The sequence below is a fragment of the Salinicoccus jeotgali genome (assembly GCF_039538805.1).
Taxonomy (GTDB): Bacteria; Bacillota; Bacilli; order Staphylococcales; family Salinicoccaceae; genus Salinicoccus; species Salinicoccus jeotgali.
Window position 1 is genome coordinate 21980 of the sequence record NZ_BAABCK010000020.1, and the last position, 22683, is coordinate 44662.

Below are 22683 nucleotides of genomic sequence, written 5' to 3' on the forward strand. Positions count from 1 at the left end.
CATAAAGGAAACATGCACATAAATCTATATATTTTTATTATTTATGTGCACTTTTCTTATTTTAATAGATTTAAATAGATTTAAAAACTATCTAGTACTCATCTCTCTAACATTAATTCGGGTAGTCTGAAATCCAGCTTTGTCAAATTTATATCGTGTATAAAGTGAAACTTGGTCACTATGTGTAGATAATATAACTTGATAGTTTTTAAAGTCATTTTTGAGTAATTCTATAAAAGATACCATATTCATTTCATCCATAGTTTGAACAGGGTCATCGATTAAGAGTGTTTTGATTCCATTATGATTATAAACTTTATTTAAAGATAATGTTAGAGCCAAAATAGTGGCAGATAATTGACCAGAACTAAAAGTATGCACTATATCATGATCAGTACCTTCTGGAGGAACAAACCTAAGAGTATTAATTTTTGACTCATTTTGTCTATTATCATAGAGAAATACACCTATACCACGTTGATAGTGCTGAAGGATTTTACCAGTATATATGAAGAAGGGTACTTCTATTTCTGATATCATTTCTGAATTATGAAGGTTTATTTGTTTATTATATACATCTAAGGATCTTTTAATAGATTCATACGCTTCTTTGAGTTTGTTATGTTTCTCAATCAACTTAGTGTACTCCTGATATTTTTGGTTAGATTGTAAAAAATATAAATAATTAATATAAGCTTTCTTTTGTTCAAATTTTGAGGTTTGAATCTTGTCGATTAAAGAATCATCTTTCTTAAATGTATTTATATATAGATCTTTCGATTCTTCAAATATTGTGGAATCAAATGAGTTATTATCATTCAGTTTTTCTTTAAGTCTATTTTTCAAAACGTTAGCTTTCTGTGAGAGGTCATCAAAATTATCCAGCTGTTTATATACTAAATCGTTGATATCGATACCTAGACTATTAAATGTTTCTGCAACTTCCTCTTTATTAAAGCCTTTATCATCGTACATTTTTAAATGTGAGTAGATTTCATCATCTATGAGTTTACTACTATACGTTTCTATATCTATTACTAAGTTGTTTATTATATCATCGTATAATGCTTTAACATGTTGTTCTGATATCTTAGACGATTCATCTAGTTGCATTTTTAGCAATTCAGTTTGATTTGATAAAACCTTGAGTAAATTGGCATGGTTCTCCCATTCTTGACCACATAAGGGACAGGTACTATTATCAATCCCATGACTTTCAACATTATGGTTTTCTATTAAAGATTCAAAACTTCTCTTAAGTCGCTCTCGTTGGTCGAGTAAATCTTTAATCATACTTGATACCTGATTAGTATGTTTGTTTAGGTTTTGTATAAGTTTTAATCTATCATCTAACTTTTCTCTTGTGACTGGCAAGTTAAAATGTTCATATAACAAATCCCAATTAATATGTTTGTTTAGAATTTCATGGCTTTTCAGTGACTTAATAATATCACTTAGATTTCTTTTTAAATAATGCTCTGCATTAATCTTTTCCATAGATTGATGGTGATGGAAAAGTGTTATGACTTGCTCAATTTTATAATCACTATAGATTAATTCATTAATGTGATTATTCATTAAAAGTTGCTTAAAAGAAGTGAAATTACTGATAAGGTACTTTAAAGTATTAATTCTATTAAAGTAAGTCTCTTTTAGCTGAATGTTTAAATTGTTAATTACACGATTATCCCAGGACTCTTTTTGATTTACTTCATCTGGCAAAAGTTTGAAGTATTCAATTTTTTCTGCTTCTGGATTTTCACTTGGTAGATTTGTATCTCCTTCATAATCCTGTATTCTTTTAAATAGATTTCGAAGATTTTTCGACATTATATTCTTTGCTTTTTCTAATTTATTGCGTTCATTTATTTCTTTTTCTATATTAAATAAAGAACTTATTATTGCCATTCTCTCTGTTTCTGAACGCTTGAGAAAATGAGAACTATCTTCTTGTTCTATGTAATTATAGAGTCCATAAGTATTTTCAAAGTCGTTTAGGTCGATGATTTCTTTGAAAGATTCTTTTTTATTTTGGTTAGATAAATCATCTTCAATGTCATCCAATAAGTGAATTGTACTTTTAAAAAATTCAGGTCTATTCTCTTTTTTTCGATTTGATAAATGATCTATTTTGCGGCCAATAGTTACCTCGTAATTATTTTCAGCATCATCAAGTGTTACTTTTAAAATTATGGGTTGGTTTTGATCTTTAGCATATAAATAATCCTCATAACCTATATTCCCATCTGTGATTTTTGTTTGTACTGTCCTGCGTATTTGGCCAGTCAATACTAGCTCTATTGCGTCAAAAATTGAGGTTTTTCCAAAACCATTTGGCCCATCTAATATTGTAAGGTCTTTATTTTTTAAATCAATATACCAAGAGTCAATTCCTTTAAAATTTTCAATAATAAGTTCTTTAATTTTATAATTCACCATTTTCCACCTCTAAGCTTTTTAATATTTCGTCCCAACTGATACCTTCTAATGGCATATCTAAAATATTCTGTATAATATTTTTATCTATTGGTGAAATCTCTGTATCTATTTCTTCAGATAAATTAGGTAATGATTTATCATCAATATCAAGTGTTATGAATGGGAGTTTTATAATTAGTTTAGAAACAATATCATATGTCTTAGCTTCATCTGTTGATAGACTTGAACTGTCTTTTTTGAAAGCAGAGAAGAAATCTTTATCATTTATTACAGAATTAATAAATTCAATAATACTACGGCCAAGAGTTGATTCAAGAACTAATGGTTCTGATTGACCTTTAACAAAAGGCAGTACATATTTTTTGAATTTAAAAGGATCTTCTTCATACTTATAAACTAGTTTTTGAAAATCATCACTATACTGAGAAGTAGGTCTCTCCACCAATAATAACAAGGATAAATTTTTATCAATCCCGGGTATTTCATAAGCATTGAGTATATCTTCGAAAAAGTCGGAAATTATTCCATCAATATCTTCTGTTTTCAATTGATCTTCGGTAAGTTCAACAACTAAATAAAAATCAAAGAAATTTTCATCATGCCGAGTGGCAAATAAATATTCGAGACCATGTGTTTTTATTCCTAAATTTTCTATAATATTAAAATTACTTTCACTGAAAATAGATTTTATGATACTAATCATCCAAATACTCCTTTTTGAAAGTATTTATACTTATAAATTTTATATTTTTGGGATCTGTAATACTATCGCGGTTGTCATGGTCGGTAACTATATTTGAGTTAGTATCTGATTGTATCTTAGTAATGGAACCTTCGAACTCATTATCTATATCTTTATTAATATAGCCGTCAATATCGTATAGTAAAGAAAACATATCATCGTCTGTTTTTAAATTCTTTATGATACTTTCACCTCTATTTTTATAAGCACTAGGGCCACTTCCTTGAAGAGTAGAAAGGCTGAAAAATAAATGTTTTGAGTGGATGTTGTATGAAGTTTTTGGTTCTTCTGGCAGATTAATAACTTCAGCAAGTTCAATTATTGCGTGTAAAAAAATCTCACGTACTGCTGAAGGCTCCATTAAATTTCTGAGTTCTGAGAGAGTTGCCTTTTCTTTATGTTGAAGCGAGATGTGGGGTGCTAACTTTCTACATAATAAAAAAAAGTTTTCTGCGTTGAAAATTTTCAGTTGGTCTAAATGAAATTTCAATAATTCGCTAGGCTCATCCTCAAGTTCATAATCAATATAATATGTATAATATTGATCTATAATATCACTTAACAATAGGCTGGAAATAGTTTTTGGAGTTATATCAAATACACTTTTATTATTTAATATCTGAGTAAATTGTGTAAAGTCTATTAAAATTTTCCCTTCAGGGTTTTCTTTCTGGTGTTGTGACATGACTACTTCATCGATTAAGTTAATAAAGTTAGAGTACATAAACTCTCTGTTTTCCTCATTTTGAAATTGTGTGGAGTTTAAATTATCACTCTGATTAGAGTAATAAGTCTGGATTTCAATTAAAATCATATCTTTGATATCTTTGAATTTTATAGCACGTTCAAATTGAATATCTCCTTGATGAGGGAATATGCCCCCGTCTGTTGAAACTTTGAACTTTTTAAAAAGTTGATCAAATGTGTTTTCTTCAATAATTAAATCTTTGTAATCACTAAGGGACTTCTTTTTGTTACTGACATCGAAATCTTTAATTCCTGAGTATATTTCACCTTGGTCAAAGTCTTTTAGTTTTGAAGCAGTATGTAAGTTAACCTCTTTTATATTATTGTCATTTGCAAGTTTTCCCAGTAAGTCTATAATAGCAGCTTTATAACCACCAATTGTCTTCATTTCAGGTTTTGCTTTTACCTGATGAAGAGAAATATAGTTGTTACTCTCTAAGATTGAGAAATCTTCTAAGTGTTCAATCTCTAATTTTAATCTATTAATCTTATGAGCGTTTTGTCCTTGTATACAGAAGTTTATGTATTTTAAAGTTGTGTAAATCGCGACCTTTCCTTGGTATGTATAACCATTCCAACTAGAGGATGCATCGTGAGTAGTTTGGTTAACTATACTGTCTTTATTCGCATCAGATCCAGAACTTTTCATCTCATCTGCCATCTAATCCCTCCTATTTCTGAAAGAATTTCCATAAACAAATATCTTAATATTATAATCCCGTAGTTATTGAAAAATGCATTTTGACACGTTACTTAACAGTATAACTTAAAAAATGAATAAAAAACCCTCTGTTAGAGGATTTCTTATTCTTTGAGCTTGGATAATACCTCCGCAAAAGGGTTGTTTACAAATTCATTATCTTGATTATTAATATATTTATTAATATCCTTCTTAGATACCTTAGACTTCTGGTGTTTTTTTCGCCTTTTTTCAAAAGTAGATAGTTTCTCCCGGTGTCCACAAACACATGTAAATGTTTGTCCATCACCTTCACCATAGAGTTTTAATCGTTTTTTACAGTTAGGGCATCTGGCATTAGTGTTTTTATAGACGTTCTTTTTATGATTACATGATTGGTTTTTACACCTTAAAAATTTGCCCTGTCTATTTTCTATTTCTAGCATAAAATCATCACATTTAGGGCATTTAGTTCCAGTGATATTATCGTGTTTAAAAGTTTCATCCATGTTCTTAATCTGTTGAACAATATCTTTAGTATATGACTTTATTTCAGAAATGAATTGATTTTTTTCCAACTCTCCATTTTCGATTTTGAGCAGTTTATCTTCCCATTCTGCCGTTAAAGATGCGGAACGAAGATCTTCAGGGGCAAGATCCAGCAGTTGTTTCCCAGTCTTAGTTAGGTGTAGATATTTCCCTCTTTGTTCTATATACCGACCATTTATAAGCTTTTCTATTACATCAGCACGTGTTGCTACAGTACCAATTCCTCCAACAGCTTTAAGTGTCTTTGTCATTTTTTGATCAGTTTCTTCCATGTATCTAGCTGGATTTTCCATCGCTTTTAATAGTGACCCTTCTGTATGTCGTTCAGGAGGTGACATACTTCCTTCTTTAAGAAGAAGCTGACCTTTAATATGTTGCCCTTGTTTAAGGTTGCTACCTTTGTTACTTTGTTTCTCTCCGTAAATCTCTTTCCAACCTAGTTTTGTAGTTAGGTTTTCTTTAGCGACTAGTGTTTCTCCGCTTACTTCTGCTATTATTTTTATTTGTTCATATTCAAAAGGCTCGCTAAGTACTGCCAAAAATCTCTTTATTACTAAATCATATATTTTTCTTTCATTGGTATCCAATGCATCAATAAAAACAGCCTCTTCTGTTGGAATGATTGCGTGATGATCACTAACAGCTTTATCGTTTACTACTGATTTTGGTAAGTGAAAAGTTTTATGAACCAACTTACTAGCGTATTTGTTATATTCACTAACACTGCACGCTTTAATTCGGTCTTTAAGTGTCGGTACAATATCTGATGAAATTACTCGAGAGTCAGTTCTTGGATATGTTAAAACCTTATGTCTCTCATAGAGTTGCTGCATTATGCGTAACGTCTGTTTCCCGGAAAATCCGTAGATTTTATTAGCATCTCTTTGTAGCTCAGTTAAATCATATAGCTGTGGTGCAAATTTTTTCTTCTGACTCTTTTCAATAGAATTTATAATTGCTGTATGGTTATTCATTTTATTATAAAGATTGTCTGCTTGTTCCTTATTAAAAATTCTGGAATTATTTTTATCATCATTCCAGAGAAAATTTATGCCATTGTTAGACTTAAAAGTAACTTCATTATATTTTCTTGGGGTGAAGTTTTTTATTTCTTCTTCACGTTGAGCTATTATACCTACAGTTGGTGTTTGCACTCGTCCTGCAGATAATTGAGCATTAAACTTTGTAGTAAGGGCTCTTGTTGCATTTAAGCCAACGTACCAATCTGCTTCAGATCGTGCTACAGCTGCATGGTATAAGTTTTCATACTGTTTACCATCTTTTAAGTTTTTGAAGCCTTCTTGAATTGCTTTATCAGTCACTGATGAGATCCACAGTCGTTTAATTGGCTTATTTATATTAGCTTTATCTATTATCCATCTCGCAACCAATTCTCCTTCTCTTGCGCTATCGGTTGCTATAACGACCTCATTTATATCTGAACGGTTCATTTGCCTCTTTATTGAATTGAACTGTTTATTGGTTTTTTTTATTATAGTCGTTCTTAAATTAGAAGGAATCATAGGTAGCTCTTCTAAGTTCCAAGTTCTATATTTAGTATCGTATGATTCTGGGTCTGCAAGAGTAACTAGATGACCAAGTGCCCAAGTTATAATATACTTGTTTCCTTCTAAATAGCCATCGCCTTTTTTATTACAATCTAGTACACGTGCAATATCTCTAGCTACAGAAGGCTTTTCAGCTATAACTACACTTTTCTTCATTACTCATTCAACGTCCTTTCAAAAATGATTGATAACAATTATATCATAGGAAATATAAGGGAGGTTTTATGAAAGTTAAAAGTCATTGATTTATTTAACAACACAATTCCAAAACGATTCTGACATTTATTGCTATTACATTGTTATGAATTAGGGTTAAGTGTATTATTGAAGTGAGTTAATTCTTACATGGTAGTACTTTAATTTAGATAAAACATTTTATAGATAGTGACATTAACTTTAATGCATAAAGAATAGAGGTAATGAGATGTCAGTTATTGAATTAGAAGATATGGTAATAGATATAGTGAACAAAGATAACCATTCAAATTTCATCTATGATTTTTTGAGTGTTTATAACATACCTAAAGCAACGATTACTAGATTAAAATCTGGAAATCAAAATTTAACTAAAAGAGATGACGAAATTCATTTAAAAAATAGATTATGGTATAAAAAAACCGATGGTAATAAAATTTTTGATGCTTTTGTTGATGTGGAAGAAGAAGTAAAGGAGCTGTCTGCAAAGCCACGATATATTATTGTGACTAATTTTGAAAACTTCCTTGCTAAAGATACTAAAACTCAAGAAGCGCTTGATATTGATTTTAAAGATCTACCACAATACTTTGAATTCTTTTTGGGATGGATGGGGATTGAAAAGATTAATTTTGATAAAGAGAATCCAGCAGACATTAAAGCTGCAGAAAGATTTGCCAGGATATACGATACTGTTAAAAGAGAGAATGAAGATATTGTAGCTAGTGAAGGCTTTGATATATTCTTTATGAGACTTTTATTCTGTATGTTCGCGGAAGATACGGATATATTTAAACGAGGAAGTTTTACAAATACCATTAAAACTTTGACAAAATCAGATGGATCAGATCTTGATTATTTTTTCCACGAACTTTTTGATATCTTGGATAAAAAAGATCGAAAAGAAGTACCAAAACATTTAGCAGATTTTCCATATGTAAATGGACAGCTATTCTCAAAAGAACATCAAAGTATAAAATTCTCTTCTAAATCAAGAAAACTAATAATTGAATGTGGAGAATTGCTTAACTGGACAAAAATAAACCCTGATATTTTTGGTTCGATGGTCCAAGCAATTGCTACTAATGAAAATCGTAGCCTGTTGGGAACCCACTATACAAGTGTACCCAATATTATGAAAGTCATAAAACCTTTATTTTTAGATGATCTATATCGAGAATTTGAACGCGCGTATGATAATGTAAAGAAACTAGATTTATTGAATGAGAGACTCGGTCAAATTAAGTTTTTTGATCCAGCTTGTGGATCAGGTAATTTTCTAATAATTACATATAAAGAACTTAGGATATTAGAGATTAAAATATTATTAAGAAAACGAGAGCTAACTGAAAATTTAATGTATCTTCCTTCAGTGACACTTGATCAATTCTTCGGAATTGAAATAGATGATTTTGCTCATGACGCTGCTAAATTATCTCTTTGGATTGTCGAACATCAAATGAATATGGAACTAGAAGAAATTTTTGGTTATAAAGTTCGTGCTACTTTGCCCTTACAATCTGTAGGAGATATCAGGTGTGCTAATGCTATAAAAATAGAATGGAGTGAAATATGTCCTGTAACCACAGGCGAAGAAGTTTATGTTTTTGGTAATCCTCCATATCGTGGTTCTAAGAAGCAAAGTAAGAGCCAAAAATCAGATATGAATACTATTATAGGAAATATTAAAAATGGGAAAATGTTAGATTATATCTCTGCTTGGTTTTTATTAGGTGCAAAATATAGTCAAAAAACAAATGCAAAGGTAGCTTTTGTATCTACCAATTCAATTACTCATGGGGAGCAAGTTTCTATTCTTTGGAATGAGATGTTCAAACATAATATACAAATAAATTTTGCATATACCTCTTTTAAATGGGAAAATAATGCAACAAATAATGCAGGAGTAACTGTTGTAATTATCGGATTTAATCAAACTAATAATCATAAGAATAAGGTTTTATTCACTAATGAAACTCAGAAAGTAGTTAAAAATATAAATCCTTATCTAGTAGAAGGCAAAGACATCCTAGTCACATCAACTAAGAAATCAATCTCAAATTTACCAAGACTAAGGTTTGGTAATATGCCCAATGATGGTGGCGGCCTTCTTTTTACACGTACAGAATATTTAGAAGCAATAAATCAATACAATGAATTAATTCCATACTTCAAAAAGTTTAAAGGATCGGTTGAGTTTATTAATGATGAACCAAGATATTGTTTATGGCTAGACGAAAGAAAATATGAAGAAATAAAAGATAACCCTATCGTTAAAGATAGAATCTTAATAACTAAAACACATAGAGAAAATTCACGAGATACAGGTACTAACAAACTCGCTTTAAGGCCTTGGGAATTCAGAGACACCCACGAATCAGAACAGTACTCTATAGTCGTCCCAGCTGTTTCTTCAGAGAATAGATTCTATATTCCTATGGGAATTATAAGTGCGGATACAGTAATTTCAAATCGTGCATATGTGATTTATGATGGCGATATTTTTCTCCTTGGTGTACTAATGTCGCGTATGCATATGACATGGGTAAAAGCTATCGGTGGCAGACTAAAGACTGATTATAATTATTCTGCAGGACTATGCTATAATACGTTCCCATTTCCTAAAGTTTCAACTGTAAGACTAAATAAAATTAGAGAGGCAACTTTAAATATATTGGACATAAGAGAAGAACAAGGAGGTTCTCTTGGTGAATTGTATAGTCCTGAAACTATGCCGAATGAATTAAAAAATGCTCATATTGAACTTGATGATATCGTTGATAGAATTTATCAAAAAAGAGAGTTTATCAATGATGAAGAACGTTTAGCTGTCCTTCTTAATTTGTATCAAGAAATTACAAAAGTGTAGGTGTTTTAATGGAGAAATTAATAGAGATAAACTATAACCAGACAGGGAAAAGTAAACACGAAAATGATTATGGAATGCGTGAAATGCAAGCAAGAGCATTTGAAAAACGAGAGTCACAATATTTGTTGGTTAAAGCTCCGCCAGCTTCTGGTAAGTCGAGAGCTTTGATGTTTATTGGTTTAGATAAACTGATTAACCAAGGATTGAATAAAGTTATTGTTGCTGTACCAGAGCGGGCAATAGGAGCATCTTTTAAAAGCACTAATTTAAAAAGTAGTGGTTTTTTCGCAGACTGGGAGGTTAATCCTAAAAATAACCTTACAAGTCCTGGCGGAGATAAATCTAAAGTAAATTCATTTGTAAGATTTATGAATTCTGATGATAATATACTTGTTTGTACTCACTCAACACTTCGCTTTGCATATGAAAAACTAGATGACAAAGTATTTGATGAATGCCTGATAGCTATAGACGAGTTTCATCATGTGTCAGCAGATGTAGACTCTCGTTTAGGAGATGTATTACGTAACATTATCCGTAATTCTTCCGCACATATAGTTGCTATGACGGGCTCTTATTTTAGAGGTGACTCTGTGCCTATTTTATCTCATGAAGAAGAGGAGTTATTTGATAAAGTCACTTATACATATTACGAACAGCTAGATGGTTATGAACATCTCAAAAGTTTTGGTATAGGTTATCATTTTTATCAAGGGAAATACACAACCGCCATACACGAAGTACTAGACACCAATTTAAAGACCATTATCCATATCCCGAATGTAAATTCTGGTGAATCTACAAAAGACAAATATGATGAGGTTAATCGTATTATCGATTTAATAGGTGTTGTTGAATACCAGGATGAAGAAACGGGCATAATATTTGTGAAACGACACGAAGATGGAAAAATGCTGAAAATTGCAGATTTAGTTGATGATCAACTTGATCGAGAAAAGGTAGTTGAATATTTAAGAAATATGACAGAGTTAGATGATTTAGATATCATTATTGCTCTTGGAATGGCAAAAGAAGGCTTTGATTGGCCCTATTGCGAGCACACTTTAACAGTGGGATATCGCGGTTCTCTAACAGAAATTGTTCAAATTATCGGCAGAAGTACTCGAGATAGCTATAATAAGTCTCACGCGAGATTTACTAACCTAATTGCACAACCTGATGCAGAGGATGATTTGGTTACTTACAGTGTAAACACTATGCTTAAAGCTATCTCAGCTTCATTATTGATGGAACAGGTACTTACACCTGATTTTAAATTTAAGCGTAGAAAAGATGATGGAGAAAAAACATCGGGCAAAGAGGGAGAATTATTTGTAAAAGGTTTTAAGGAACCATCGACTGAGAACGTAAAAAAAATTATAGATAATGATATTAATGATTTGAAAGCTCAAATTTTCCAAGACCCTCAAGTCCAAAAGTCATTTACAGGCGATGTAGAGCCAGAAGTATTGAATAAGGTGTTAATACCCAAAGTGATTCAAAAAGTCTATCCTAAGCTAACTGATGAAGAAATAGAAGAGGTTAGGCAGCATGTCGTACTGGACACTGCACTCAAAGGTTCAAAAACAGAGGAAGTTGGGAATAAAAAGTTTATAAGAATGGCAGATAAATTTATTAATATCGAAGATCTTGAAATCAATCTTATAGACTCTATTAATCCATTCCAGAAAGCTTATGAAGTTCTATCTAGAGAACTGGATGCACCAGTATTGAAAATAATTCAAGAGTCAATAGAAGCTAAGCGTATAACTTTTGATGAGTCTGAATTGGTATATATTTGGCCTAAAGTAGAAGAATTCTTTCAAAGGAATGGCAAACGTCCAGATTCAAGCTCTACAGATCCTATCGAGAAAAGAATGGGAGAGGCAGTACTCTATATGCAGGAGCTAAGGAGAAAGAAAGAAAATGAACAATAGATATCATTCAATTGATGAAATAATGAAAAGTGATTTATTCGAAGATATAACATCAAAAACTAAGAAGATCAATAAAGTAAGTTATGATCCAGAAATAGAAAAGTTTAGAGAGATTATAGATTTTGTAAAGGAAAATGGAAGAGAACCTTATAAAGTTGATAACAACTGGGAAGAACGGAAATTAGCTAGTCGTTTAATTGGTATACGTAAAGATGGTGAACGATTAAACTATTTAAAGCAGTATGATGAAATTGGGTTATTGGGACAAAACAAAAAAGAAACAAAAATACCCGAAGTGAACTCTGTTGAGGATATTCTTTTGAGTGGGTCTTCTGAGTTGTTGAGAGATAGTTCATTGGAAAACGGTAAGAAGTCCATCTTTGACACAAGCTCAATACGAAAACCTATGACAATGCCAGGTTACATAGCTAAACGAAAGAAAATTAAAGATTTTGATAGATATGAGAAATTATTCAAAGCTTGCCAGAAAGATATTGCGGAAGGTAAAAGAAAACTTTTACAATTTAGAAATGAGCAAGATATTCATCCAAATAACTTTTATGTTCTAAATGGGGTTTTACTTTATGTTGAATCAGTTGGAGAGCGAAAAAAAGTTAATAATAAAACTAATGCAAGATTAAAGTGTATATTTGAAAATGGGACCGAATCAGATATGTTACTGCGGTCTCTAAGTGCAGAGCTATATAAAAATGGTAGAAGAGTGACTGAAAATGAGAATACTCTTTTAGACAATATAGGTACGGATGACGTGGCTACAGGATTTATTTATGTACTTAAATCTTTAAGTGAAGATGTTCAAATTAGCTCTATTAAAAATCTATACAAAATTGGTTTTACCACGGGAGCAGTTGAAAATAGGATAAAGAATGCAGAAAAACAGGCAACTTTCCTCTACGCACCAGTTGAAGTAGTTGCAACTTATCAAGTGTTTAATTTGAATGTGAGTAGATTTGAAACATTACTCCACCGAATACTTTCTCATAAGAACGTTAATATTTCTATAGTAGGACCGAATGGCAAAACAGTAGTTCCTAGAGAGTGGTTTGTGTCCACCTTAGAAGAAGTTGAAGAAGTGATTAATGACATTGTCATGAAAATCAATCTATAAAAAAATTAGTTTCCAGTGTCCTTTAATACTCAATCAAGAATGGATATAGTTTTAGAGAGTATTTCAAAATTGATAAATATAATAGGAGCTAAAATCCTTTAAATTAGGTATTTATGAGGGCTAAAGATCTTAGGACTCTTAGGCTGAGACTTATGTTTCAGCCTGTTTTTTTTAAATATAATAACGATATTATTTCTGTATTATATGAATTTTATATTTTTAATCTTTGTTTCCAGCCCTGCTTTGCCTGCTTCATATACGTATCTATATGATTGATCTTCTGTTATGTTACTGATTAACTCCAATTTACCTAAGAGAATTAACGTTGTTAATATATCTATTTGTTCGAAGTTATTATCATACACATCTTTTAGATGTTTATTGAAATCAATAGTGATTTCTTTAAATAAGTTGTCTAGATCTATATTACTTAAGTGTAAACGACAGTTATAAAATGTAGGAAATCGGCAATTTAAAATTGTTGGTTTACCTACATTTTTTAGTATGCTTCTCTTATCCGGAAGAAAGGAGACAGATGGATGAGAGCAGACATACGCGAAGGAGTGAGACGCTACGTGAATGACGACATCAAACCCAATTTCGCTGCACTGGCCCGACAGTACAACTGTGACTATCGAACGGTGAAGGCAGCGTATGAGGCGGCAAGACATCCCCAACCCGAAAGGCAACGGAAAAGGAAACGAAGCAAACTGGATACATATGCGGAGATCATCGACTCGAAACTGGAACTCCAATGCAGCGCCTACAGTATCTACACCTTCATCCGCAAGCAGGGTTATGATGGCAGCTATAGCCTCGTCAAGCAGTACTGCCGGAAAACCCGGCAGGAGAAACAGAAGAAGGCGACCATCCGGGTGAGCTATTCCCCCGGCCTGGCGGGCCAGGTGGACTGGAAGGAGGATATGACGCTGGTGAGCCGGCAGGGAGAGATTTTCCGATTCAACATATTTTTGTATGTATTGTGCTACTCGCGGAAGAAGTTCATTACCCTGACTTTTGAACGCAGTCAGGACACGCTGTTCAGCTGCCTGGATGATGCATTCCATCACACTGGTGGCGTACCGGAGGAGATCTGGTTCGACAATATGCGGACGGTGGTGAACCAGCCGAAGAGCCAGTATACGGATGTCCAGTATCACCCCCGGCTCTATGAATTCAGTAAGGATGCCGGATTCCAGCCCATTGCCTGCCGGCCCTATCGACCCCAGACGAAAGGCATGGTGGAAGCACTGGCACGGACGATGGACCGGCTGCGGGTCTATAACCATGAGTTTGAGGGTACCATTGAACTGCTTCACATTGTGGATGAACTCTGTGAGGAACTGAATACGGAAGTGTCCCAGGCCACAGGGGCGCGTCCGGATGATCTGTGGCATGAAACAGAAAAAGAGTACCTGCACACATTGCCGGAGAATCTGCTGGCCCCCTACTTCGAAGACCAGATTACCCGGGTGGTCTCGAAGGAAGCCATGGTGCAGTTCCGTCAGTGCAAGTACTCCGTGGATCCTCGGTATATCGGGAAGACCGTTGACATCGAACTCTCCGATACCGAGGACACCATACACATCCATTATAACGGAGAAATGATTCGTTCACATCCACTGACGACCGATCGATTGAATTATACAGCGGAAGACGCATTCCATATTCTCAAATCCGATGTATTTGCCGACCGCCCGGATGAAGATATCCATGCATACATCCAGGAATCATTGGCATTATATGACCAGTTGGAGGTGGAATCATAATGAGTGACTACCAGCAGCTACTGCTGAATTTCGAACGCCTCGGTTTGAATCATATGCAGGCACATTTCCCGGCATTCATGGACCAGGTCAATCAGAAGGAGACCACGCTGACTGCGGCCCTGCTGGAGATGACGGAAAAGGAGATCGGTTTTCAGGATCAACAGAAAACCGATCGTGTCATCCATAGAGCCCGTTTCCCAAAACTGAAAACCTTCGATGCCTTTGATTTTGATTTCCAGCCCGGTCTCAATCGAATGGAGATATTGGATCTCAAGCATCTTGGCTTTATGGCGCACAGTGAAAATATCGTATTCATCGGCAGTCCAGGGGTGGGGAAGACCCACCTGGCCACTGCCCTCGGTGTGGAAGCCTGCCGCCAGGGCAAACGGACGCTGTTCATCAACTGTCATGAACTATTACTCAGACTGCGTACCGCCTACGACAAAGGCACCCTTGAACGGGTGCTGAGGCGATATGCCCGGTATGAGCTCCTGATTATTGATGAAATCGGATATCTGCCTATTGAACGACAGGAGGCCGACCTGATCTTCCAACTGTTGAACATGCGCTACGAGAAACGGTCCACCATCTTTACCACCAATATCGCCCTGTCCGGCTGGGGCGAACTGTTCAAAAGCCCTGAGACCGCCGCAGCGATTCTGGACCGGATTGTGCATCACGCAAAGATATATAAAATAACAGGCAGATCATATCGTCTGAGACGAGATCCGTCTGCTTGAGCAATCTGGCACTCTACATTTTGATTGTCGAAAACCGACATTTTTATTTTGCCCTTAACCTACAATTTTAAGTTGCCCTTGACACTTAAGTTTAAAAAGGACTTTTTATTGTCTTTAGACTGTAGTTCTAAGTTGTTGTCAAGAATCTTTTTTAAATAATAATAATAGGCACTATGTTCTGACCCTCGTTCAAGAGTGGTGATAATATAAGAACTAAATTCTGTTTCATCGAAATAGTATAAAGCAGTATAATATATATATAACTCTTCTATTTCATCCAGCATTGCTTCATCGATGTAGCTTTTCCCACGCATACTTGTTATAAAATATTGTTTAAGTTGCGCTGGCATATTCTTCTCTTGAATATAATCATTTATATTATTTTTCAATATTTTCACCCCAGTTTTTATATTCCCATATTATCATATATCACTGCTTATGTAGACTATAGTCAGTAGACCTGAAGCCACATTCCTTTAAGAATTAGAATAAAGGAATGTGGGGATAGTTATGGAGATTGATAAAGCATTTGGCGAAGTATTAAAACAAAAAAGAGTACATAATTCAATTTCTCAAGAAGAATTAGCATATTTAAGCAATTTAGATCGTACTTTCATAAGTATGCTTGAAAGAGGGAAGAGACAACCTAGTTTAAAAACTATATTTGTTTTAGCTGATGCATTAGAAACTCTCCCTAGTCAGCTTATAAGTGAAGTGGAGAAAAAATTAAAATTATAAAATAATATAAGAACAGAGGCACTAGATTCGTGCCTCTGTTCTTATTCTTCAATATCAAAATCCTCTAATAGAATGTTCATATTCTTACGTTGCTGTTCTTCTTTCTCCCGGCTGGATTCTTCTTTTGGAATATCGGGAAAAAATGAATTTAAGTTCTCAATAGATATATTTTTATCTTTATTAAGATCCATGTTAATTAACTTTTCTTTAATGTTGAATTGATTAACTGCTGATTCTTTTATATCCTGTAGGTGAGGATACATACTTGAAAGAATTATATTATTATATAATTCTTCATAATGTCTCGCGCGATATTCTTGCTTATTTTTCTCTTCTCTTAGTAACTTATTGTCATCAATGTACTGTTTATATTTTTGTTCATTTTCTTTTAATTTTTTGAGTTCATTATACATATCGTACAGTAAGATCTCTAAATCCAGTAATTCATTTTTTAAATTATTATTTTCAATATCATGCCTTTTTAAAATGAGATCGATACTTGGTAATAATGAATCGTTTAAGTCATTTGGCGAGACTTTAGTTATGACAGGGTTATTTAATTCTTCAATATAGTTTTTCATACGTCTGCTCCACGTATTTCTGCCAATTTTGGTCTCTCTTTCGAGTAAAGAAGGTGTTAACTTTTCTCCATGAAGTCTATACTTTATATCCAAAGCAAGTCGCATTAATTGTTCATCTGTCCATTCGCTAGGTCTTCCACGGCGCTTCTTTAGTTTATTCTCTTTCAAGTGCTTCATCCTCCAATAAGTTGGAATCAATAGTTGCTTTTTTATCCATGAAAGCTGCTAATTGTTTTGATGTAGATTTTAATAAATCATTATTTCCTTGTATATAAGTTTTAGAAAGATTCGTTGATAAATCTCGCATCAGTATTATTGATTCTTTAATTTTCACACTTAAGTCATCAGAAGTATTCGTCAACCAATCAATAGCTTCTTCTCGCTCGTTAATTGCTGGTTTAAATGCAAACTTAGGACAGAATTTACAATACTCAATGCATGTATCCGGAAAAACAGATTTCTCTTCTGTACAAAACCCATATTTCACTCTACCAACAATTTTATCTAAATTATATTGATTAATATCGATAGTTCTGCCTTTATCATAAATATATCTTTTCCATCCGATAATCCCGCCCTCCATGTTATTACTGATTTTATTTTCTATTTGGTTTTGAGACAGGCGATAAACATAAGACTGTGAAAAATGTTCTGCATGAGAATAATAGCTGTATTGGCTTCTAATTTCATCATGTCCTGCCATTCTGGCTATCGATAGCATATTAAAACCTTGCAGAGCCATGTTAATAATTGCAAAATGTCTTGTGTCACCGGATTTAATTCTATCTAGGTTATAAATACCATATTTTCCTTCAACAATATTCTCATAAAACTGTTTTTTCATTAGATCAAAATCTCTTCTATTTATTCTTTCATTTTTTTTAGTATATTTCTTTTGTCTGAAGGCATATAGTAACTCAACAGGTAACAAATACTTTGATTCAGATTCAACAGTAGCCAATTGAAAAATAATGTTTTTCATCAACTTATAAGTTGATTCATCGATTTCGATTCTTTCAATTTGGTCTTCCGATATATTATACTCTGTATTTTTCTGTTTTATTCTCTGTATTTTAATTCTGTATGGTGAAATATAGTTTGCATTGAATTCTAAACAGTCCTTCTTTAATGATAAAAATTCAGTTGGTCTTAAAGGAATAATATTAGTTAGAAGCCACCAAAGCTTTATTGGTAAATACTCTAGTGTGTCTTCTGTAGAGTTATTTTGAAAGTAATCATTTAAAACTTCATCAAAAGTAATAATATCTTCGAATGCTGGTAGGTTTCTTTGAAGTTTCTTTTTAGAAAGATGACCATTACAAAGATTAATTATCTTTTTTGAAAGAGGTATTTTATAGAAAGACATAAAACTCTTAACCACAGTTAAAAGATGATAGCCTTGGTACGAATAATGTTGTGTTTCTTTGGTTAAGAGCTTTTCTAAACTATCGGTATCATTAAATCCTTCACTTGCTAGTGTAGCTTTTTTTAAAGCAATCACTTCATTATAAATAGTTAATGATTTCCTTCCAGATAGCAACCGGGTAATAGTAAATTTTTTTAATGCAAGATTTATCTCAGGATATCTATCGATATCAAATTTTATTGGTATGTAGTGATTATTGATATCGCAGGAAAGTTGCCATTCAGTTTGTTTAAATGAACCAGTGATGGATTTCTTAGATGAAAGTTGTTTAAACAAAACTTCATATTCGACTGTATCAAATGTATTAAAATCGACATTTTGTCGTTTCTCGATAATATTATTATTGTTAAATTGACTGACTATAGCTTTTATTTCCATAAGTTCACCTCTTTTTATTCCAGTTTAAGCTTATGAGATATCTTATTAATTTCATCCCACATTTTTTGGGAGGGTATATATGTGTTGACCACTTCATTTCCAAATGCTAATCGTGCTTCTTTCCAAACAAACAAGGTATGGAGCAAAAATTTTGTCTCTCTCTTCATTAGAAGATGATTTTCTTCCTCCTTAAGCCTCTTTATAAGACGTAGCATTTCCTCGTTTAATTGAATTAAGATGAGGTTGTTTGGTATTACATATTCACAAGAGAAACAATTTGTAAGTTGTGGATTTATACAACTGGGTGAAATCAAACATTGAGCATTTTCATTCTTGGAAGGAAGATTTCCTCTGGATAGTTTAACCAATATCTCTTGTATTTCACTTTTAGTATAACCCTGAAGTTTTGAAACAAGATTTTTTCTTTTGTTATACATTTCTTCTAAAAAACTCTCAATATTTTGATTGCTTTCGTTAGATGGTAAAGTTATGTTTAATGTAAATTCAGCAAGGTTTTCTAAATGACTTGGAGAGACATTATCTCTAACATTTTCAATTAATCTAGTCCGGTCTTCCAGTGTATGATGTACATGATCCAAATGGTTTAAATATATAATCAGATAGTTGTATAGCCACCCAAAATGACCACGTTTAAAGAGATTATAGGCAACACGATTAATTGAACCATCTTTATTTGTAGCCTGAATGTAACGACGAGTAGAGTCACCCCTATTATGAGACCGAGAGACTTGTGTTAAATGTAATGCAAGATCACTATCCTCACCATCTTCTTCTGCTATAGAATAGAAAAGATACGTTGCTACAGTATTATTCATTTTTCGTGAGCTAAATAAAAAATCATACTTGTTGTCAAGTTTGTCAAAAAACCTTTTATGACTTATCTTGCCTTCAGTTCTGATATTATTATACTTGCCTTCAGTAAAAGTATTTAAAATTAAACCACTCTCAACACTCCTTCTGTGTAATTCAGAAATCACTAAACCATATGCAAGTGGTTCTTTTAAATCAGGCGAAACAATGAAGGTCAAAAGTTCATCAGTTTTATTACTTCTTTGGTGTCTATAGTGTATATAAAGCTGCTTTATTACAGATTCAATTTGAAAATCCGTTAGATGATTATCGTTGAACCATTTTAAATCATCTATATCAAGATGTTGAAGATTAATATTGGGTGTTTTTAATATTAGATCCTGTCCTCTGATAAAATCAGTCATAAGCAAAATAGTATAAACCCACATATTTGCATAACTTCTATTATTAACTGAAGAAGGAATATGAATATTAACATTTTTTACATATTGGTAAATTTCAAAAAATACCTCTGGACTATATAATTCTTTTGTTTTTTCTCGGAATCCATTAGATAGTAATGAAAATTCAATCTCAGGATCAATAGCTTTTTGATTGTAAACATATTTTAAAAATAAAATCAGAATTTTCTTCTCCCCTTTTTTAAATGAAGAAGAGTCTTGAAAAAAGCTATTGATTTCTTCAGTAGATAACAAGAATATCTCGTTATTCATATTGCTAACTATTTTTTTGTAAAATCTTTTATACAATAAAATTCTATCTCTCACATAACGATTACTACCTTTTATTTTGTTTATCTGTTGTGAACAGTACTGTTTAAATAACTTCTTAGTTTCCGTTAGTTCTATCTTAGTGTCAAAATTATCAACAAACTCCTTTAATTCTTTTGCAGCGACACTGGGTGTATAGTCTATCTTTCTGTTCTTCGATACTTTCTTCATTTGGAATTCTTCAATTTCTTTTTTGGGAATATACCAAGTGTTATTGTGTTTAAAGGAGTGGGGGAATTGATTATAAGAGTTAATCAATTCTACTATGTTAGCACTATTTTTATAACCTAATTTTTTGGCTGCCTCTTTAACAGTTAAAGAGTTTTCTATGTCTAATTCTATTTTCTTTCTGTAAATTAAATATTTCTCATACTCTTTTATAGGAACCCACCATTGGTTTCCATATTTCATTGACTGATTAAATGTGTTGTCTTTGAACAATTTATGCACTTCGTATCTGCTTATATTCAAATTGTCGGAGATATCTTTAGCAGAAAGGTAATCTTTGACTAATGGATCGTCATTTAACTTAATTCTTTTATTACTATTATATTTGCTTCTTTGCATCTTCAGAGCATTTTTCTTCTTTACTAAATGGCTTTCAAAATTTTTTAAATCGTCTTTATGTACTCGCCAACTACCATTTAGTTTTAATGACTTGGGAAATACGCCAGCATGAATATAGCTTAATATTGCACTCCTGGACTTTTTGAGTATAATCATTATTTTATCAATACTTAAATAATCATTATCATAATATATCTTTTTATATTCGTCGAAATCTGAACGAGGTATTCTCCATTTTCCCTGAAACTTAAAAACATTAGGAAAGATGTTTCTTCTTATTAGTTCAGATACTGCGGCATTTGAACTCAAGCCAAGTTCTATTGCTGCCTCAGTTGTGCTCAGCGATTGAAAACTTTTAGATTTGTAGTTTTCAATGTCAGATAGAGGAATTCTCCATTTTCCATTAAGTTTAAACGCATTAGGAAAAATAGACAGATTAATTAAATCGATTATTGAAGTCGTATTATTATATCGAAGTATTTCCATAGCTTCTTTGGTATCAATAGAATTTTTTCTTTTATCTAAAATATTTTTAATATCATTTAAAGGTATTTTCCATGCTGAATCTTGCTTATAAGCATTAGGGAGTGCTTTCTTCTTTATTAGATGAAGCACAGCAGTAGTTGATCCAAGGCTTAGTAATTTTGCTGTTTCTTTAGTAGTTAGCAGTTTATTTTTGTCAAAACTCACTATAAATCACTCTTTTCTTGAGATAAGTCTAGGCATATATTTTTCATGTAGATTAGAAAATTTGTCCTCAATCTTTTTATGGATTCTTTCGGTAGAAACGATATATGTGAGTGAAGAATCAATGCTTGAGTCGCCTCGCAAGTGGGCGATTTCATATGGGTTTTCAGCTTCTTCAGCAATAATATTAGTAAAGGTGCCACGCCCAATATGAGTTGACCACTTCATATATCTTAAATGTTTAGCAATCAGTTTTTGTTCACTGTCACCATGGTTTTCTAGTAAGCTTATAAAATGACCTTTTACTTTTTCAAAGTATTGACGATAACTTCTTTGAGACATGGCTTTACCATCTCTGTTTACAAATAAAGCATTAGTGCCATCTTTAGTTCTATAAAGTTTAATATGATCACGAAATAGACTGTGTCCCCAACCATTTATCTCAAGTACCCTTTGGCTGCGTTCTTTTTTTACAGATGAATGTTCCTTTAAATCAGTTCTAAAATTTTGGTTTTGAAGTTTTAGAATATAATCACCTTCCTTCATTCGTCGGGCTACTTGTACTCTCTTTAAATTAATAACCTCAGAAACTCTTAGTCCTCCAAAGATTTGAAAGTAAATCCCCAGGGCAATAGGCTTAGCTACAGATATTGCAACTTCTAACAGCAGAGGGATATAATTAACGGGTAATGTATGTTCTATCTCTTTAGCTTCTCTTGACGGGTACATAGGTTTGAAAGGAGATTCTATATATAATCCGAAATGTGATTCCTTTTTCTCAAAGCTATTCTTGCTAAAGGAGTCTATAACATTAATACTGACTAACCAAAAATAAAAATGGGTCAATGTTCTCTCTACATCCTTAACTGTATCCCTCCTCACCCCAGATGATGAAAGATTGTTTAAATACTGGGTGCCGTGTTTTATTTTTAAATCGCTTAACAAGGTTATATTAAGGTTTTTTTGATTTTCTACTAAGTAGTTAAGGAATTTAACTGTGTTATTAGAATGTTTTCTTTGGGTGTTGTATTCTTTATTTTTCCAGTTATCGGTAATGAACTGACTTAAAGGGTGAATTATATGGGTGTTCGAAGCAATGTTTTTAAGACCTATTACTGCAAAGTGCTTTTTTTCAGTCTTACCATTACTTAAAAAAATACTATCGACCCATGCTGAGGTTGTACTAAATTTAATATTTTTATTATTATCAAACTGTATAATATTTTTAGTGTTCAATTTACATTCTCCTTTTATCAATTTATGAGTAAATCCTTATTTATAAGATCACCCATAGTTTATTTGTATATTGAGTATATTTCTATAATATACCTCAAAAGGTCTT

General features: G+C 32.6%; 15 protein-coding genes. 6 read left to right on the forward strand and 9 right to left on the reverse strand.

Translation table 11 applies throughout. The features are described 5' to 3' along the window. Positions 1-87 precede the first annotated feature (87 nt). The 4 genes from ABD734_RS05165 to ABD734_RS05180 all read right to left on the reverse strand — a co-directional run bounded on the left by ABD734_RS05165 (position 88) and on the right by ABD734_RS05180 (position 6880). Positions 88-2439 carry an AAA family ATPase gene (locus tag ABD734_RS05165; protein ID WP_344702075.1) on the reverse strand — a complete coding sequence of 784 codons (2352 nt, stop codon included), beginning with the start codon at positions 2437-2439 and terminating at the stop codon, positions 88-90. Beyond that, positions 2426-3142 (reverse strand): ABC-three component system middle component 1, encoded by a 717-nt coding sequence (locus ABD734_RS05170; RefSeq protein WP_344702077.1) that lies wholly within the window; start codon positions 3140-3142, stop codon positions 2426-2428. The genes ABD734_RS05165 and ABD734_RS05170 overlap by 14 nt, the downstream gene beginning before the upstream one ends. After that, the gene (locus ABD734_RS05175) at positions 3135-4589 is read right to left on the reverse strand and encodes an ABC-three component system protein (RefSeq protein ID WP_344702079.1); all 1455 of its coding nucleotides are present in this window, start codon (positions 4587-4589) and stop codon (positions 3135-3137) included. Before ABD734_RS05175 ends, ABD734_RS05170 begins: the two co-directional genes overlap by 8 nt. Positions 4590-4732: 143 nt before the next feature. After that, positions 4733-6880 carry a DNA topoisomerase III gene (locus ABD734_RS05180; protein WP_344702082.1) on the reverse strand — a complete coding sequence of 716 codons (2148 nt, stop codon included), beginning with the start codon at positions 6878-6880 and terminating at the stop codon, positions 4733-4735. Between the two features lie 268 nt (positions 6881-7148). On the opposite strand from ABD734_RS05180, the gene ABD734_RS05185 reads away from it, so the two are divergent. The 5 genes from ABD734_RS05185 to istB all read left to right on the forward strand — a co-directional run bounded on the left by ABD734_RS05185 (position 7149) and on the right by istB (position 15363). Beyond that, positions 7149-9788 (forward strand): DNA methyltransferase, encoded by a 2640-nt coding sequence (locus ABD734_RS05185; RefSeq protein WP_344702084.1) that lies wholly within the window; start codon positions 7149-7151, stop codon positions 9786-9788. A gap of 8 nt (positions 9789-9796) precedes the next feature. Further along, complete coding sequence (locus tag ABD734_RS05190) at positions 9797-11725, forward strand: DEAD/DEAH box helicase (RefSeq protein ID WP_344702086.1); 1929 nt, start codon at positions 9797-9799, stop codon at positions 11723-11725. After that, the gene (locus tag ABD734_RS05195) at positions 11715-12854 is read left to right on the forward strand and encodes a GIY-YIG nuclease family protein (RefSeq protein WP_344702087.1); all 1140 of its coding nucleotides are present in this window, start codon (positions 11715-11717) and stop codon (positions 12852-12854) included. The genes ABD734_RS05190 and ABD734_RS05195 overlap by 11 nt, the downstream gene beginning before the upstream one ends. A gap of 539 nt (positions 12855-13393) precedes the next feature. Then, on the forward strand, positions 13394-14623 hold the full coding sequence (gene istA / locus ABD734_RS05200) for an IS21 family transposase (RefSeq protein ID WP_344702089.1): 1230 nt from the start codon (positions 13394-13396) through the stop codon (positions 14621-14623). After that, a complete protein-coding gene (istB, locus tag ABD734_RS05205) occupies positions 14623-15363 on the forward strand; it encodes an IS21-like element helper ATPase IstB (RefSeq protein WP_344702091.1) in 741 nt (246 codons plus the stop codon). The genes istA and istB overlap by 1 nt, the downstream gene beginning before the upstream one ends. Before the next feature lie 59 nt (positions 15364-15422). Here the strand turns inward: istB and ABD734_RS05210 are convergent, their stop codons facing one another. Then, positions 15423-15752, reverse strand: coding sequence for a hypothetical protein (locus ABD734_RS05210; protein WP_344702093.1), 330 nt, complete (start codon positions 15750-15752; stop codon positions 15423-15425). Positions 15753-15873: 121 nt separating this feature from the next. Here ABD734_RS05210 and ABD734_RS05215 point away from each other — a divergent pair, with 121 nt between their 5' ends. Beyond that, a complete protein-coding gene (locus tag ABD734_RS05215) occupies positions 15874-16101 on the forward strand; it encodes a helix-turn-helix domain-containing protein (RefSeq protein WP_340719175.1) in 228 nt (75 codons plus the stop codon). A gap of 41 nt (positions 16102-16142) precedes the next feature. Here ABD734_RS05215 and ABD734_RS05220 read toward each other — a convergent pair whose 3' ends face one another. The 4 genes from ABD734_RS05220 to ABD734_RS05235 are packed head-to-tail and all read right to left on the reverse strand — an operon-like array spanning position 16143 to position 22577. Continuing rightward, a complete protein-coding gene (locus ABD734_RS05220; protein WP_285336400.1) occupies positions 16143-16850 on the reverse strand; it encodes a hypothetical protein in 708 nt (235 codons plus the stop codon). Next, a complete protein-coding gene (locus ABD734_RS05225) occupies positions 16837-18486 on the reverse strand; it encodes a tyrosine-type recombinase/integrase (protein WP_344702097.1) in 1650 nt (549 codons plus the stop codon). The genes ABD734_RS05220 and ABD734_RS05225 overlap by 14 nt, the downstream gene beginning before the upstream one ends. A 14-nt stretch (positions 18487-18500) precedes the next feature. Beyond that, positions 18501-21344 carry a helix-turn-helix domain-containing protein gene (locus tag ABD734_RS05230; RefSeq protein ID WP_344702098.1) on the reverse strand — a complete coding sequence of 948 codons (2844 nt, stop codon included), beginning with the start codon at positions 21342-21344 and terminating at the stop codon, positions 18501-18503. A 6-nt stretch (positions 21345-21350) separates the two neighbouring features. Beyond that, the gene (locus ABD734_RS05235) at positions 21351-22577 is read right to left on the reverse strand and encodes a site-specific integrase (RefSeq protein ID WP_344702100.1); all 1227 of its coding nucleotides are present in this window, start codon (positions 22575-22577) and stop codon (positions 21351-21353) included. Positions 22578-22683 lie beyond the last annotated feature (106 nt).